13 protein-coding genes and 1 pseudogene are annotated in these 16,004 nt (G+C 59.0%); 3 read left to right on the top strand and 11 right to left on the bottom strand.

Annotation, left to right across the window (positions count from 1 at the left end; translation table 11 throughout):
* The first annotated feature begins 180 nt into the window (after nt 1-180).
* Together ACA079_RS09460 and ACA079_RS09455 are read left to right on the top strand one after the other, a co-directional pair.
* The gene (locus ACA079_RS09460) at nt 181-1,461 is read left to right on the top strand and encodes an OprD family outer membrane porin (RefSeq protein WP_497633617.1); all 1,281 of its coding nucleotides are present in this window, start codon (nt 181-183) and stop codon (nt 1,459-1,461) included.
* A 35-nt stretch (nt 1,462-1,496) separates the two neighbouring features.
* Nucleotides 1,497-2,804: a Xaa-Pro dipeptidase gene (locus ACA079_RS09455; RefSeq protein ID WP_497633615.1), complete on the top strand. Its 1,308-nt coding sequence runs from the start codon at nt 1,497-1,499 to the stop codon at nt 2,802-2,804.
* An 82-nt stretch (nt 2,805-2,886) separates the two neighbouring features.
* On the opposite strand, the gene ACA079_RS09450 is transcribed toward ACA079_RS09455, so the two are convergent.
* Nucleotides 2,887-3,903 carry a M14 family metallopeptidase gene (locus tag ACA079_RS09450; protein ID WP_497633614.1) on the bottom strand — a complete coding sequence of 339 codons (1,017 nt, stop codon included), beginning with the start codon at nt 3,901-3,903 and terminating at the stop codon, nt 2,887-2,889.
* Nucleotides 3,904-3,920: 17 nt separating this feature from the next.
* Here ACA079_RS09450 and ACA079_RS09445 point away from each other — a divergent pair.
* Nucleotides 3,921-4,550, top strand: a pseudogene (locus tag ACA079_RS09445) (TetR/AcrR family transcriptional regulator); the annotation flags it as partial.
* Here the strand turns inward: ACA079_RS09445 and ACA079_RS09440 are convergent.
* From ACA079_RS09440 to ACA079_RS09395, 10 genes are all read right to left on the bottom strand, one after another.
* Entirely contained in the window at nt 4,506-5,510 is a 1,005-nt protein-coding gene (locus ACA079_RS09440) for a DMT family transporter (protein ID WP_497633613.1), read from the bottom strand. The pseudogene ACA079_RS09445 and the gene ACA079_RS09440 sit on opposite strands and share 45 nt — an antisense overlap.
* Nucleotides 5,510-6,208, bottom strand: a complete 699-nt coding sequence (locus ACA079_RS09435; protein ID WP_497633612.1) for an ABC transporter permease — start codon at nt 6,206-6,208, stop codon at nt 5,510-5,512. The genes ACA079_RS09440 and ACA079_RS09435 overlap by 1 nt, the downstream gene beginning before the upstream one ends.
* A gap of 18 nt (nt 6,209-6,226) precedes the next feature.
* Entirely contained in the window at nt 6,227-6,940 is a 714-nt protein-coding gene (locus tag ACA079_RS09430) for an ABC transporter permease (RefSeq protein ID WP_449646112.1), read from the bottom strand.
* 123 nt (nt 6,941-7,063) lie between these two features.
* Entirely contained in the window at nt 7,064-7,846 is a 783-nt protein-coding gene (locus ACA079_RS09425) for a transporter substrate-binding domain-containing protein (RefSeq protein WP_497633611.1), read from the bottom strand.
* 28 nt (nt 7,847-7,874) lie between these two features.
* A complete protein-coding gene (locus ACA079_RS09420) occupies nt 7,875-9,878 on the bottom strand; it encodes an aminotransferase class I/II-fold pyridoxal phosphate-dependent enzyme (RefSeq protein ID WP_497633609.1) in 2,004 nt (667 codons plus the stop codon).
* A gap of 173 nt (nt 9,879-10,051) precedes the next feature.
* Nucleotides 10,052-10,774: an NAD(P)H-dependent oxidoreductase gene (locus ACA079_RS09415; protein WP_497633608.1), complete on the bottom strand. Its 723-nt coding sequence runs from the start codon at nt 10,772-10,774 to the stop codon at nt 10,052-10,054.
* 9 nt (nt 10,775-10,783) lie between these two features.
* Nucleotides 10,784-12,430: an ABC transporter ATP-binding protein gene (locus tag ACA079_RS09410; RefSeq protein WP_497633606.1), complete on the bottom strand. Its 1,647-nt coding sequence runs from the start codon at nt 12,428-12,430 to the stop codon at nt 10,784-10,786.
* A gap of 2 nt (nt 12,431-12,432) precedes the next feature.
* Nucleotides 12,433-13,260, bottom strand: a complete 828-nt coding sequence (locus ACA079_RS09405; protein ID WP_497633604.1) for an ABC transporter permease — start codon at nt 13,258-13,260, stop codon at nt 12,433-12,435.
* A 3-nt stretch (nt 13,261-13,263) separates the two neighbouring features.
* Nucleotides 13,264-14,223 (bottom strand): ABC transporter permease, encoded by a 960-nt coding sequence (locus ACA079_RS09400; protein ID WP_497633602.1) that lies wholly within the window; start codon nt 14,221-14,223, stop codon nt 13,264-13,266.
* Between the two features lie 106 nt (nt 14,224-14,329).
* Entirely contained in the window at nt 14,330-15,943 is a 1,614-nt protein-coding gene (locus tag ACA079_RS09395) for an ABC transporter substrate-binding protein (protein ID WP_497633600.1), read from the bottom strand.
* Nucleotides 15,944-16,004: the final 61 nt, after the last annotated feature.

The following is a 16,004-nucleotide window of genomic DNA, read 5'->3' as shown; positions in this document are numbered from 1 at the left end:
TTTAGCTTCTGCAAGCGGCATGGAATTCGATACTTCACCAAATTCCCACGCTATTGCTCACCGTAGAAATGATCGCTGACTCTAGACATTCCGGTATGGCTTGATTTCAGGAGACTGATTACCACTGAGCTGTACAGGCGCGTCTATAAAACAATAAGAATCAAAGCCCAGAGGCCTCCAATGAAGAAGCGTCCACTGTTGGGTCTGTTTATATTTTCGATGTCCGCAAGTTCTTTGCAAGCGCAGGCTGAGGAAACCCAAGAAGGTTTTGTCGAGGGTGGAGCCGCCAAGTTGATTGCGCGCAATATGTATTTCAATCGAAACTCATTGTCTGATTATCCCGATTCCCGAGGGTGGGGACAGGGTTTCCAGTTGGACTACCAATCCGGTTTCACCCAAGGCGATATCGGATTCGGTGTTGATGCAAGTGCCTACACCGCTTACAAGTTGGACGGTGGGCGTGGCACGGTGGGCACGGGAATGTTTCCCGCTGACGGCGAGGGAGAAAGAACAGAGTCCTCTACACTGAATGCGTCGGTAAAGATGAAATGGTCGAACACGGTTATAAAGTATGGCGATCTGCGTCCTTATAATCCTGTGTTCGCAACGCCCGACTTAAGATTGATGCCGATGACCACAAGGGGCTTTCAATTATTAAGTGATGATATCGATAAGGTCAGTATCGATATCGGGCATTTTTATTCCTCCCGAGGTTATACAACCACAAATCACAACGAGGGGTTCATGGCCGGGTACGCCGGGGTGGACGCCGGCGACGTGGACTACGCCGGGTTGACGTACCAGCCCGTCGATGAGGGTAGCGTTGCCTTTTATGCGTCTCGCGCAGACGATCTGTGGCGTCAGTTCTACGTCAATGCCAATTACACCTTCCCTCTGGAAGCAGAACAAACACTGAGCTTTGATTTCAACCTCTATCGCTCACTCGATGAAGGGCAGGCCAATGCCGGTGCAATAAACGTCACGGCCTGGTCGTTAGCGACCGCTTATGGAAACGGCCCGCACACTTACACGTTGTCCTTGCAAAAAATACACGGCAGTCAACCGTTCGACTATTTGATGGGCTCAGATGGCACTTACATGGACTCCATCTACCTGGCGAACTCTTCGCAATATGGGGATTTCAATGGCCCCGGAGAAAAGTCAGTGGGGCTCGGTTATGCCTATGACTTCGGAAGTACTGGCGGGTTGCGCACAACACTTGGGCTTCGTTATGTCTATGGGTTTGATATTGATAATGAGAAAGTCGACCCGGACGGCCTATACGCCTATTTCGCTCATGCAGATAAACAGATAGAGCGAGATATCGACCTGAAAACCGTAGTTGAAACGGGTACCCTGAAGAATCTGTCCATACGAGTACGTTATGCCGAGCATGCCTTTACCGGAGACAGCGTGAAACAACTAAGAATAATCACGGAGTTTCCGCTGGATCTATTTTGAAGAGATGTCCCTGCGTTCAAAACAAGAGGTCTTACATGAAAAACTTTTCAATAAAGTGCATTGCGTTGGCCGTAACACTCTCGTCGATGGCATTAACGGCTCAAGCCGACACGGTCTACATTCACGCCGGCCGCCTGGTGGATGTCGAGCGAGGCAAGGTGTTGACCGATCAACGCATCAAGGTGGAGGGCGAGCGCATCGTTGCCGTGGAGCCGTGGAGTGCACCAGCGGCCAATAGCAAAGTCATCGATTGGTCGACCAAAACCGTGTTGCCAGGTCTGATCGATATGCACACGCATATCTCCGATTGGGATATGACCAACAACGTGGCAGAGCCGCTCCTGCATTCGCCTCAGGATGTCGCGCTGATTGGCGCGAAACACGCCTATCAAACGTTGCGCGCGGGTTTCACAACCGTGCATGACCTTGGCACCTACCGCGCCTTTACCGATGTCGCACTTCGTGATGCGATCAACGCTAACCGGGTGCTGGGGCCAAGAATGAACGTGGTCGGCGCGTACATCACCGTTGCGGGCGGTGGTGGGGAAGTGACGGGATTTGCGCCAGGTGTGGAAATTCCGGCTGATATGCGAGTCGGGGTTTATCGTGATGCCAATGATGCGAAATTGAAAGCCCGTTACCTGTTCCAGCACGGCGTGGACACCATCAAGATGATGGCAACCGGCTCGGTACTGGCCGTCGGGACTGAACCGGGTCAAATGGAAATGACCGAAGAAGAAATGCGCGCAGTGGTGGAGGAAGCCAAGATTCACAAAAGCTATGCCACCGTGCATGCCCATGGTGCGGAAGGAATCAAGGCCGCTATCCGTGCCGGCGTGAAATCTGTTGAACATGCATCGTTGCTGGATGACGAAGGCATCAAAATGGCGAAAGAAAAAGGCACCTACCTGGTGATGGATATCTATAACGGTGACTACATCGATGAGGTCGGTCGCAAGGAAAACTGGCCGGAGGAGTACTTGCGCAAGAACACCGAGACCACTGACGTACAGCGTCAGGCTTTTCGCAAAGCGGTCAAGGCTGGGGTGAAGATTGCCTATGGCACCGACGCGGGTGTCTATCCAATTGGTACGAATGCCAAACAATTCTCCTACATGGTCAAGTACGGAATGACGCCGATGCAGGCGATCCAGTCCGCCACCGTGGTCGCCGCGGACTTGCTCAATTGGCAACAGGATGTAGGCGCCGTCAGTGTGGGTCGCTACGCCGACATGATTGCTGTGGACGGCGATCCGATTGCTGATATTTCGATCCTTGAGACCCTCCCCGTGGTGATGAAGGGTGGTGCGATTGTGCCTCCTGACCTCTCGATCGGACAGTAAAAGGAACATAAACCGGGGCGTATGATTCACCGTCGTGAACGTCGCCCCACTACCCCTGCCACAAAGGGTGGTTCTGCCGGTTCTAGTTCGGGTCCAGCAATCCTCCACTCCAGTTCCGCGACAAGCGAGTGCCAGTGAACTTCGCCACCCCCATACCCTGGGAAATGAAACGATCCCGATAGCAGGTGACCAGGCGCCCGGTTTGCTCGGCGAACAGCACCACTTCGGAGCTCGGATCACCCGGTCGACGCAGGATTCGTGCAAAACGCTGTCCTTCTTCGACGACATCGCCCAGTTCCTTTTCAAAGATCAGCACCCCCGGTTGCGGTGCAAGAATGGTCTCCATGTGTCCCATGTCCACGGCTTCGACGGGCCAGTCAGCCGGTGATACCGCATCGTCGATGACCCCATTTGCGCACAGCCAGGCATACAGCCCCTCGGCATCCTGCTCGGCGAATCGATCACTGACGTCGCCCTGCCCCCGCAGCTCCAGGGTCGCGGCCATGTGCTTTTCGGTGGTGCCGTCGCGTAGCCACGGCGCAATGATGGTCTCCTCGAAGGAGCCATCGCCGCCGTCGTCCCAGATGATCGCCACGTCCATCTTCATCGCCGCCGCCAGTTCACGGCCACGGGGCCAGAAACTGCGGTGTACATAGAGGTATGGCAGCGCTTCGTCGTCGGTGTGCAGGTCGAGCATCAGGTCCGCCGACGCCGCCAGTTGCACCAGTTTTTTTTGCCACTGCTGAACGTTGGTTGAAGGTCGTTCCATCGCCGCCGACCGGTCGAATCCGCGATTGAAGTTCTGTCCGCTCGCATCGTGATGTCGCCCGAGGATCCGCCCCTGGGAAAACTGCCCGATGCCCAGGGGATTGGCCTGTGGCACCACGGTCACACTGCCCTTGAACCGGCCCTGTGCTTGAGCCACATGAAGACGTTGCATCAACACATGCAAGACCAGCATCCCGGCGATTTCGTCGGCATGCACCCCGGCCTGCAAATGCACCTTCGGCCCGTGGCCGTCGCCCACGAAACGCCAGGCACCGACCTGCACCGCGTCGCCGTTATTGTTGAGTACGTCGAACGAAACATCCTGGACCATGTGTTTGCCCTCCCTTCATGACTGTTAAACATCGTCGCTGCCGATACTGGAGATTGAACGCCTGTTCAACTAAGCTCGCCAACGAGCAGCTACTTCAAGGAATTTTTTTGACTACCATCGCCCCGAAAAACCGCCGCGCCGATCCCGACGAACGCCGCGAACTGCTGGTTGCCGCGACCTTGCGCTGTCTGGTCCGCGATGGCCACGCCGGGATTTCCGTGCGGCGCATCGCTACCGAGGCCGGAGTGTCCGTTGGCCTGCTCAATCACCATTTCGGCAGCATCGATGCGCTGATCGCCGACACCTACCACAAGCTCGCCAGTGAGCTCACTACTGCCCTGCTCCACGAAATCCACCAGGCCGGGACACCGGCGCAAAAGATGGATGCATTCCTGGTCGGTTCTTTTTCACCGCGGGTCATGGACCCGAAACTGCTGGATGCCTGGGTGGTGTTCTGGAGCCTGATCCGCCACTCCGACCACGTCAGCCAGTCCCACGAAAAAAGCTACGGCGCCTACCTCGACCTGCTGCGCCGGTTGCTCGATGATCTGGCGGCCAGCGAATATTTCGCGATCCACGACACCCGCCTCGCCGCCATCGGTTTATCGGCGATGCTCGACGGCCTCTGGATCGAGTGGTGCCTGAACCCCGAGACCTTTAGCCCCGCCAACGGCCTCTACATCTGCCGTTGCTGGATAAAGGGGCTGCGACACGGAGCATTCGGAGCCGACGACGTCCTGTGACGAGTGCCGACCGAAGATCATCGCCAGGGTGCCGCTGACCGCGATCAGACCGGCACCGATCATCAGCGACACGTCCATTAGCGTGCCCCAGATCAGGCTCGACAGCAGGAACGCCCAGATCAACCCTGTGTACTCGAACGGCGCCAGCACGGTCGCGGTGGCGCGCTGGAAACTGGCGAACAACAGGTACTGCCCGATACCGCCCATCAGCCCTGCGCCGATCATGCCTAGCCAGGCGTGAGTCGGTGTCGGGGTGTAGGTCCAGGGCAACGCCAGCGTCATGCAGATGACAAACACCACATTGGTGATCAGCATCTGTTCCAGCACCGAGGTCTGGTCATCCACCTGGCGTAACTGGATGTAGGTAAACGCCCAGCACATCGCCGCCAACAGCGTCAGAACAATCGGTAACGGATCGGCCATGTTATTGGGGCGACAGGCAATCACCACGCCGACAAACCCGATAATCAGGGCGAACCACTGCCAACCGGTGACGCGCTCCTTGAGAATCACCGTCGCCAGCACCGTCACCATGATCGGTGCCGAGAAATACAGGGTGGTCATTTCCGCCAGCGTCAGGTCCCTGGCAGCGGTGTAATACATCAGCCATGCGGCGATCGACAGCAAGCCGCGCACCACCAACAAACGCCGACTGGACGAGCGCCATGCTCGCTGGACCAATTGCAGGCGACCCACCAGCAAACAAGCGACCGCCACCACAACCGCGCGCCAGAACAGGATCGTGGACACCGAATAATCGTCCACCAGCCACTTGATGCCCGCGTCCTGCAAGGACAGAAATGCGTAGCCCAAAGTGCACAGGCCAATGCCTTGTAGCGAGCGGTCAACCCGTGGCGTATTCATCATGCGGACCTGCGTACTGGCGTTCCCCGCCGTTCGGCAAACGCAAACAACGCCTCGATCAGGAACGTCAGGCAGACGTACACTCCGGCCACCAGCAGCAACGGCTCATACACTTGCAGCGTCTGGGCCCGCACCACGTTGGCCGCGCCCAGCAGGTCGATCACTGCGATAGTCGATGCCAGTGCCGTGGATTTGAGCAGCATCACGGTTTCCCCGGCCAGGGTCGGTAACAGCAAGCGCAGCGCCCGGGGCAAACGCACCCGCAACAGAGCCTGGCGCGCAGTCATGCCAAACGCCGAAGCGGCTTCCATTTCGCCTTTGGGCACCGCCAGCAGGCCACCGCGAATCACTTCGCCAACGTACGCCCCCACCGATATCACCAGGGCAAACACGATGTACCAGTAACCGTCGCGCAGATAAGGCCAGAAAAAACTGCCGCGTATCAGCGGAAACTGCGCAAACAGGCTGCCCAGGCCGTAGTAGAAAATGTAGATCTGGATCAGCAACGGTGTACCGCGCGTCACGCTGGTATAGAACTGACTGACCTTGGCAATCACTTTGTTTTTCGAAATGCGCGCCAGCGCCACAAGCACCGCCAGCACGAAACCGAACACAGAGGAAATCAACAGAATTTCGATGGTTGTCTGCAACCCTCGAATCAACAACGATGCGTATTCAACTGCCCACGCTGGAATCATTTCATTTACTCAGCCGGTTTAGTCAACAAGAGGCATCCAGCGACGAATACGTCGCTCCAACCGTCCCGACAGATAGTTGGACACCAGAGTCACTGCGTAGTACAGCGCCGCGGCCGTGAGGTAGAACAACAGATATTGGCGTGTCGACCCCGCCGCTTGCTTGGCGGTGTACAACAACTCGTTGGTGCCGACCACGCTGATCAACGCACTATCCTTGATCAGGTTGATCCACAGGTTCGACATCCCCGCCATTGCATAAGGCGCCATGATCGGCAGCGTCACACGCCGAAACAGTCCAAAGCCGTGCAGGCCGAACGCCTTCCCGGCTTCGATCTGGCCATAAGGAATCGCCTGTATCGCCGCCCGGAAAATTTCCGACGCGTACGCGCCCTGCACCAATCCCAGCACCACAATCGCCGCCAGTGGCCCGCTGACATTCACTGCGCCGTAACCCAACCACTCCATCAACGAATTGAGGAGCATGGAACCGACATAGAACAGCAACAGGATCATCAACAACTCTGGTACGGCGCGGAACAATGTGGTGTAACCACGCGCCAGTACCGCAATCGGCTTGGGCGCACCCAATTTGAGGCAGGCTACGATCAATCCGACGATCAGCCCGACCACAAAGGCCCCGGCCGATATCTGCAGGGTCATCAGGAGCCCCTTCAGCAGCGCCCCGCCCCATCCTTGTTCGCTGAAACCGATCATCTCGAACATCGTTGGCATTTCAGTCTCCAGTAAGAGCACCACCGAACCTAGTGGGAGCGTGGCTTGCCCGCGATGATTTTGGCGGCCTAAAGGGCCCCATCGCGGTCAAGCCACGCTCCTACAGGATTTGCATTCAGGTCATTAGAACGTCGGCTTCACGCTGGTACCGAAATAGCTCTGGGACAGGTCGTCATAGTCCTTGCTCGCCAGCAAGGTCTTGATCGCCTTGTCGAGTTTGGCCTTGAGTTCGGTGTCACCCTTGCGCAGACCGGCGCCCACGCCCTTGCCGAAGATCGGGTCGTACGGGACGGCGCCGAGGTAGGCCAGGTCTTTCGCGTCCGCAGTCTTGACGAAGGCCGCCATGGCCGTGCCATCGGCCATCATCAGGTCGATACGACCGGCAATCATGTCGGCGTTGGCCGAGTCCTGGGTGTCGTAATACTTAACGTCGGCAATTTTTTCGTAGTAAGTCTTCAGGTAGCTGGCGCTCACCGTCGAGTTCTGCACGCCGATGGTCTTGCCCTTGAGGTCGTCGGGGTATTTTTTTACCGAAGCTTCCTTCGGCCCGACAACGGCTATCACTGAGTCGTAGTAGGCCTTGCTGAAAGCGATCTGCTTTTCACGTTCTTCGGTCACCGACATCGAGGAGAAAATCACGTCGATCTTCTTCGCCAGCAGCGATGGAATGATCCCGTCCCATGCCACTTCCTTGATCTCGCACTCGGCTTTCATTTCACTGCACAGCTTGTGGATCAGGTCGACCTCAAAGCCCTTCCACTCACCGTTGGCCTGTTTCTCGGTGTACGGCGGATAGGGTTCGGCCGCCACCGCGAACCTGATCGGCTGAGCCTGTGCCGCGCTCATGCCGGCCAGCATTACGCAGGCCACGCCGGTAAACCAGTTTGCAAATCGTCGATTCCCCATGATTCTTTTCCCGTCTTTTTATGATGGATTAGCGAGTCTGATGAGCGTTGACGAACTGTCGGCAACGTTCGCTGCGTGGGTGTACGAACACTTCATCCGGCGAACCGGTTTCCTCGATCAGCCCTTGATGCAAAAAGGCAACTTTGGACGAAACATCACGTGCGAAGGCCATTTCATGGGTCACCAGGATCATGGTCCGGCCTTCTTCGGCGAGAGAGCGGATCACCCGCAGCACTTCGCCGACCAGTTCCGGGTCGAGTGCCGAGGTGGGTTCATCGAACAGCATGACCTTGGGCCGCATGGCCAAGGCACGGGCGATGGCCACCCGTTGTTGCTGTCCCCCGGAAAGAAACGCCGGGTACTCGTTACGCTTGGCTGCAAGCCCGACACGTTCGAGCAAGGCTTCGGCCCGTTCAGTGGCTTCGGCACGGCTTTCACGCAGGACCTGGGTCGGCGCTTCGATAAGGTTTTCCAGCACCGTGCGATGGGGCCAGAGGTTGAAGTTCTGGAACACCATGCCCAGGCTCGACCTAATGCGCACAAGCTGCTTGGCGTCGGACACCAGCGGCAGGCCAGGGCGGGTCTGGTTGAGGTGAATGCTTTCGCCGTCCACGAGAATGCGCCCCTGGTCCGGCACTTCGAGCATGTTGATGCAGCGCAGCAAGGTACTTTTACCCGAGCCGCTGGCGCCGATCAGCGAGATCACCTCCCCTTCGCGGGCGGTCAGGGACACGCCCTTGAGCACCTCGATATTGCCAAAGCGTTTGTGCAGTTGCTCGACCTCGATCATGGTCCGGGCCGCAACGGGCGCCGTCACGGCTTCACGGGTCACGCGTGCAATGACGGGCCGCGGCGCTTCGCCGTTGACCACCAGGACGAAATCGCGGATACGCTGACAGGCCTCGGCCAGCCGCTCTTCACCGAGGGTGAACGACAGACGCACAAAACCTTGTGCGGGTTCGCCGAAGGCGGCTGCGTCCAGCACCGAGACGCGCGCCTCGCGCAACAGCCGCCAGGCGAACTCCAGCGAGGTCAGACCGGTGCCGCGCACATCCATCAGCACAAACATGCCGGCATCGGGTTTGAGCACTGAAATCCCCGGGCAATCCGATAGACCTGCCACCACCAGATCACGTCGACGGCGATAGATATCGCGCATGCCGTGAGTCACTTCTTCATGGGCCTGCACAGCCTTGAGCGCGGCCTCCATGGCAAACCCCGGCAAACCGTACAACATGCTCAACACCAGGGTTTCGGCATGCGCGACCAATGCCTGATCGGCAACGATCCAGCCAATGCGCCAGCCGGTCATGGCATGGGATTTCGACAGACTGCCAATCACCACGCAACGCTCGGCCATGCCGGGCAACGCCGCCAGGCTCAGATGGTCGCGCTGGAACGTCAGGCTTTCATAGACTTCGTCGACCACCACCCACAGGTCATTGGCTATGGCAAGGTCGGCGATAGCTTGCAGCTCTTCGCGGTTCATCACCACGCCAGTGGGATTGTTCGGGTTGGAGAAGAACATTGCCCTGGTCTTCGGAGTGATTGCCTTGGCCAGCACGGCGGCATCGATGCGGAAATCATCATCCGCCGAGCAGGCCACCCGCACCAGCGTGGCGCCGGAGGCCTTGAGCGTTGCTTCGTAGGTCACGTACATCGGATCGAGGGCAATGACCTCGTCGCCGGCATTGAGCAGGCACATCGAAGCTGCAAACAGTGCGTTTTGCGCCCCGGCCACGACGATGACGTTTGACGCTTGCAACGCGCGATCGAACAGCTTGCCGTAACGCGCGGCGATGGCTTCGCGCAAGGCCATGCGACCGGCGATTTCGGTGTAGTGAGTGTCACCTTCACGCAGGGCCTGGATGGCGGCATCGGTGATGAAGTCGGGCGTGGGAAAATCCGGATCACCGACGCTAAGAATGATGACATCCTCGCCACGGCGTCGTGCTTCAAACGCAGCGTAATGAATATCCCAGGCAGCAACGCCTTGCCCTGAGATTCGCTCAACAAAGGGTGAAAACCGCATGCCAGTGCCTCGTTCGAAGTGAAGAAACGCAAGCCCGCAACCAACCGGGAGAGAGATGTGAAACGAACATAGACCAAGCTGAACACTCGTTCAACAGAAAAATTCTCACGGTTCGCGTTCAGCGTAAACAGGTCGTTTTTACGACAGTCGTGGCGTTTTTGCGTAGTGTCATTTCAGACATCCACGGCAACGGGATGGCTCAGTGGATAGAGCTTTTCATCGAACTGCGACAGCTTCGGAAACACCAAGGGTTGCTCGTCATTCAGGTGTTCCAGGCGCTTGGCATAGTTCACAAGGAACGCTTTGCGCGCCTCGTCGCTGATGTACGGCACATGCCAGGCGACAAAAGGTTCCAGCACATCAAACCCGACATACGCCAGGGTCCCGCGCAGGATCGGCCGCAGCATGTCCTCCAGCGGACCGTGAATCGCACCGTCGCCGAACATGTGGTCGCGACCGCCCAAAGTGACGGTAACCAGCGCCTTCTTGCCGCTCAGGCCACCCTGATCGTAGAAGCGCTTGCCGCCGTAGCAGATGCCGGACACCAGCACCCGGTCGATCCAGCCCTTGAGGATGGCCGGGGCGGAGAACCAGAAAATCGGGAAGTTGAGGATTAACAGGTCGGCCCACAACAGTTTGTCCAGTTCAGCGTGGATATCCGCCGCCAACGATTGGCTTTTCACGCCCAAACGTTGCTCAAGCGCATACACCAGGTACTCGGGATTTTCCCGCGACGAGAAGTCGTCGGCGCTGGCCACCGGGTTCCAGTTCATCTTGTACAGGTCACTGACCTGCACCTCATGGCCCTGGGCTTCAAGGGTGGCGACAGCCTGATCACGCAGGGCTGCGGTGAAGGATTTTGGCTCGGGGTGAGCGTGGACGATTAGTACTTTCATGGCGATTCCTTAGACTTTTTCCAGCGTAGGGTTTGAATTCGTGGCGGCGCGACTGGCCAGCAAACTGTCGAGCCAGTCGGGGTCCATTTGCGGTTCCGATGAGAACAGCAGCCCGGTGTAGTCCTGGTGCGGCGGTGTGAAGATCGCGCTGCGCGAACCGTGGTCCACCACCCTGCCCTGTTGCATCACCAGTACCTCATCAGCAATCGCGCGCACGGTGGCGACATCGTGGGTGATGAACAGATAGGCGACACCCAGTTGCTGCTGAATACGGTTGAGCAACTTGAGCACGCCTTCGGCCACCAGTTGATCCAGTGCCGAGGTGACTTCGTCGCAAATGATCAGTTGCGGATCGGCCGCCAACGCTCGGGCGATGCAGACCCGCTGTTTCTGGCCGCCGGACAGTTCACGGGGTTGACGCTCCATGAAAGTCGCCGGGTCCAGTTCAATCATTTCCAGCAGCTCGGCGACACGTGCCCGCATGGCCTTGCCCTTGAGCCCTAGATAGAACGCCAGCGGACGGCCGATAATATCGACGATGCGCTGGCGTGGATTGAGCGCTGTATCGGGGATCTGGTAGATCATCTGGATGCGCCGCAGTTGCTCCTTGCTGCGCTGACGAAAGTCCGCTGGCAGTGGCTCGCCGTCGTACAACACGTGTCCGGCAGTCGGTGGCAGCAGGCCGGTAATCAAACGCGCCGTCGAGCTTTTACCGCTGCCTGACTCGCCGATCACCGCCAGGGTCTGGCCCCGGTACAGCTTCAGCGAAACATCATGCAGCACCGGTTGATGCCCATAACTGGCGCAGCTGTTGCGCAATTCCAACAACGGCTGTTCCTGCTGCGGCAAGGCCTTGGGTTCGGTACGGAAACTGCGCACGGCCCACAACGACTTGGTGTAGTCCTCCTGCGGGTCGCCGAGCATCTTGCGGGTCTCGGCTTCTTCCACCAGTTTGCCGTGGCGCAGCACCATGATCCGGTCAGCCATCTGCGCCACCACCGCCAGGTCGTGGCTGATGTAGATCGCGGCGCTGCCGTAGGTCGACACCGCATTGCGAATCGCCGCCAGCACTTCGATCTGGGTGGTGACATCCAGCGCGGTGGTCGGTTCGTCAAAGATAATCAGGTCCGGGTGGCAAGCCATCGCCATCGCTGTCATCACCCGCTGCAACTGGCCGCCGGAAACCTGATGCGGATAACGCTGGCCGATCTGCTCGGGATTGGGCAGGTGCAGCACCCGATACAGTTCCACCGCTTCGCTCATCGCCTGGGCGCGGCTCATGCCGCCGTTTTTTACCGCGGTTTCCACGTGCTGGTCGATCAGCCTGTGGGCCGGGTTGAAAGAAGCCGCCGCACTCTGCGCGACGTAGGCGATGCGCAAGCCACGTAATTTACGCAGGGCTTCGGGTTTGGCCTTGAGCAGGTCGATACCGTCGAAATGCACCGAGCCGCCGGTGATCCGGCAGCCATCGCGGGTGTAGCCCATGGCCGACAGGCCGAGGGTCGATTTGCCCGCCCCCGACTCGCCGATCAGGCCCAGCACCTCACCGCGTTGCAGGGTCAGGTCGATGCCCTTGATCAGCGGATGCCAGGCGTCTTCGAAGTGACCTTCAATGTGCAGATCGCGGATTTCCAGCAAAGTGTTGGATGTCGTCATGTTCAGCATTCCTTGAGGCCGCTGGATCTGTGCAGCATCCAGTCGACGACGAAGTTGACGCTGACCGTGATCAACGCCACGGCCAGGGCGGGTAGCAACGGGCTGATGTCGCCAAAGGTGATCAAGACGGCGTTGTCGCGCACCATGCTGCCCCAGTCGGCGGTGGGCGGTTGAATGCCCAGGCCGAGGAACGACAGCGCGCTGATGAACAGGAACACGAAGCAGAAACGCAGGCCGAATTCGGCAATCAGCGGCGCCGCCGCGTTTGGCAGAACTTCGCGGGTCACCAGCCACCACAGGCCTTCACCGCGCAGGCGCGCGGCTTCGACGAAGTCCTGCACCACCACGTTCATCGCCACCGCCCTTGAGAGGCGAAACACTCGGGTCGCATCCAGCAGCGCGATGACCAGCACCAGCGACGTCGCGGTGGTGCCGACCACGCTGAGGATCAACAAGGCAAAGATCAGTTGCGGAATCGCCATCAGGATGTCCACCACCCGCGACAGGCCCTGATCGATCACACCACCCTTGATCGCCGCGATCAGCCCGCTCAGACCACCGAGCAGGAACGCCAGCGCCGTGGTCAGGAAGGCAATGCCCAAGGTGTTGCGTGCGCCGTAGACCAGGCGGCTGAACATGTCTCGCCCCAGGTTATCGGTGCCCAACAGGAACTGCCCGCCCCACGGCGCGAAGCCCTCGCCCACTACCTGGGTTTCGCCGAACGGCGCCAACACCGGGGCGAACAGCGCCACCAGGATGTACAGCACGATCACCAGCAGCCCGAATTTCGCGCTCAGCGGCGCTTGCACTAATTGTTTGAACAGGCTCATGGCTTACCCCTTCGGATGCATCAGGCGTGGATTGCTGGCGATGGACAGTACATCGGCGCTGGTATTGAGCAGGATGTACGTCGCGGCGAAGATCAGGCTGCAGGCCTGTACCACCGGGATATCGCGCTTGGCCACCGAGTCCACCAGCAACTGGCCGAGGCCGGGATAGACAAACACCACTTCGACCACCACCACGCCGACCACCAGGTACGCCAGGTTCAGCGCCACCACATTGACGATCGGTGCCAGGGCATTGGGCAAGGCATGACGGAAGATGATCCGCGACTGGCTGATACCCTTGAGCCTGGCCATTTCGATGTACGGGCTGGCCAGCAGGTTGATCAGCGAGGCGCGAGTCATGCGCATCATCTGCGCGATCACCACCAGGCTCAGCGTGGCGACCGGCAGTACTGAACGTTCCAGTACCGTGCCGAGGGAGGCGTCCGGCGCCAAGTTGGAAATGCTCGGAAACCAGTTGAGTTTTACTGCGAACAACAGGATCAGGAGGTAGGCGACGAAGAACTCGGGGAACGACACCGCGCTCAGGGCCGAGGTATTGAGCAAACGGTCGAACCAGCTGTTGCGATACAACGCGGCGAGCATCCCCAGCAGCAAGGCCAGCGGCACCGACACCAGCGCCGCCAGCAACGCCAGGCTGAAAGTGTTGCCCAGGCGTGTGCCGACCAGTTCGGCGATCGGCCGCTGGTTGGCCAGCGATACGCCGAGGTCGCCTTGCAGCAGGTGCCAGATCCAATGCCCGAAACGGGTCAGCGGTGGCAGGTCCAGGCCCAGTTGCGCACGGAACGCCGCCACGGTTTCCGCAGTGGCGGACTGGCCGAGCATGGTCTGGGCGATGTCGCCCGGCAGCATGCCGACCGCGAGAAAAATGATCACTGACACCGCAAACAGCGACAACAGCCCCAATGCCAAACGCTGCGCCAACAGCTTGAAAATACTCTTCATCGTGCAGTTCCTTGAATTGGGCACGCTGGTGAAGACCACCACAACTAATGTGGGAGCGAGCCTGCTCGCTCCCACATTTGATCTTCAGTGTTTTAACTATCCCGATTTACGCCTGCCACCAACGCTCGATCACGCGCAGTCCATCCAGCTCGCCATACGGCGCAGTCTGCCCACCGTGCATGACCCGGTTGGAACGAGCCGCCACGGAACTGGCGAACAGCGGCACGATCGCCCCGCCATCGTCCCGGCACAGCGACTGCATTTCGTTGTACATCTCGCGGCGCAACGGATCGTTCATTTCGCCCCGGGCGGCGTTGAGCAATTGGTTGAAACGCGGGTTGTCCCAGTGGGTTTCGTTCCAGGCCGCACCCTTGGCGTAACCAATGCTGAACATGCGGTCGGCGGTCAGGCTGCTGTACCAGAACGAGGTGGTGAGCGGTTGTTTCATCCAGACATTGGAGAAATAACCATCGGAGGGTTCGCGCACCACATCGATGTCGATCCCGGCCGCACGCGCCTGCTCCTTGAACAACACCGAGGCGTCCACCGCGCCGGTGTACGCCGCATCGGAGGCTTGCAGGCGCACCTTGAGCGAATCCAGGCCGGCCTTTTTCAGGTAGAAACGCGACTTGTCCGGATCGTAGCTGCGTTGCTCCAGCGCATTGTTGATGAAGCGGCTGCCCGGCTGGATCGGGTGATCGTTACCCACCAGACCGTAACCGTACAGCACCGAAGCGAGCAGGGTTTCGCGGTTGATCGCGTGCTTCATCGCCATGCGCACGTCGTTGTTCTGAAAGACCTGGCTGTCAGTGAGCATCGGGAAGGTGTAGTGCTGGGCGCCCTTGGTTTCTTCGATGACCAGGTTCGGATTGCGCTTGAGCAGTGCCACGGTTTTCAGGTCGACCTTGTTGATCACGTCCACTTGCCCGGTGACCAACGCGTTGATTCGCGCGGCGCCATCGGCGATCCCGATCAGTTCGGCGCTGGCGAAGTGCGCGCGGCCCGGTTTCCAGTAATCCGGGCTGCGTTCCAGGGTCATGCGCACACCCGGTTCGAAGTCCTTGAGGCGATAACCGCCGGTGCCGACACCCGCCTGCCAGTCTGGCACCCCGTCCTTGCTCGGCATGATCACCAGATGGTAATCAGCGACCACATAGGTGAAATCAGCGTTGCCCGAATGCAGTTCGAATACCACGCTGTCGCTGCCGTTGGCGCTGACCTTGGCCACATCGCCCAACACGGTTTTGGCCGCCGAGCTGGATTTATCCCCGAGGTGATGCTGGATCGAGGCGACCACGTCGTCGGCGGTCAGGGCCTTGCCGTTGTGGAAGGTCACGCCCTGGCGCAATTTGAAGGTCCAGACCCGTGCGTCCGGGGTCGACGTCCAGCTTTCGGCCAGTTCGGGGATCGCCGTGCCGTCGACGGCAATTTCGGTCAGGGTGTTATAGATCGCCGAGAAACCGACAAAGGTGAAGGTATCAACCCAGGAGCCGGGGTCTTTCGAGTCGGTGGTGCTGCCACCGGCCAAGCCAAGGCGCAACACACCACCGGGTTTTGGTGTTGCATCCTCGGCGAAGGCACCCAATGGCAGGCCCATGGAGAACGCCCCGGCCACAGCTGCGGCGGTTGCGCTGTACTTCAAGCTCCCTATAAGAAAATCTCGGCGCGGGAAACTTGATTCTTGGTTCGCTTGAGTAATCTTGTTTTTGTTATCGCTCATTGCATTGCCCCTGATCGAAAGCTAATGAAATAACCCTTCAAAACCACGCAAGGCACCGGAC

This window comes from Pseudomonas sp. LBUM1645 (genome assembly GCF_059716185.1).
This window is presented reverse-complemented; position numbering and strand designations above follow the sequence as displayed.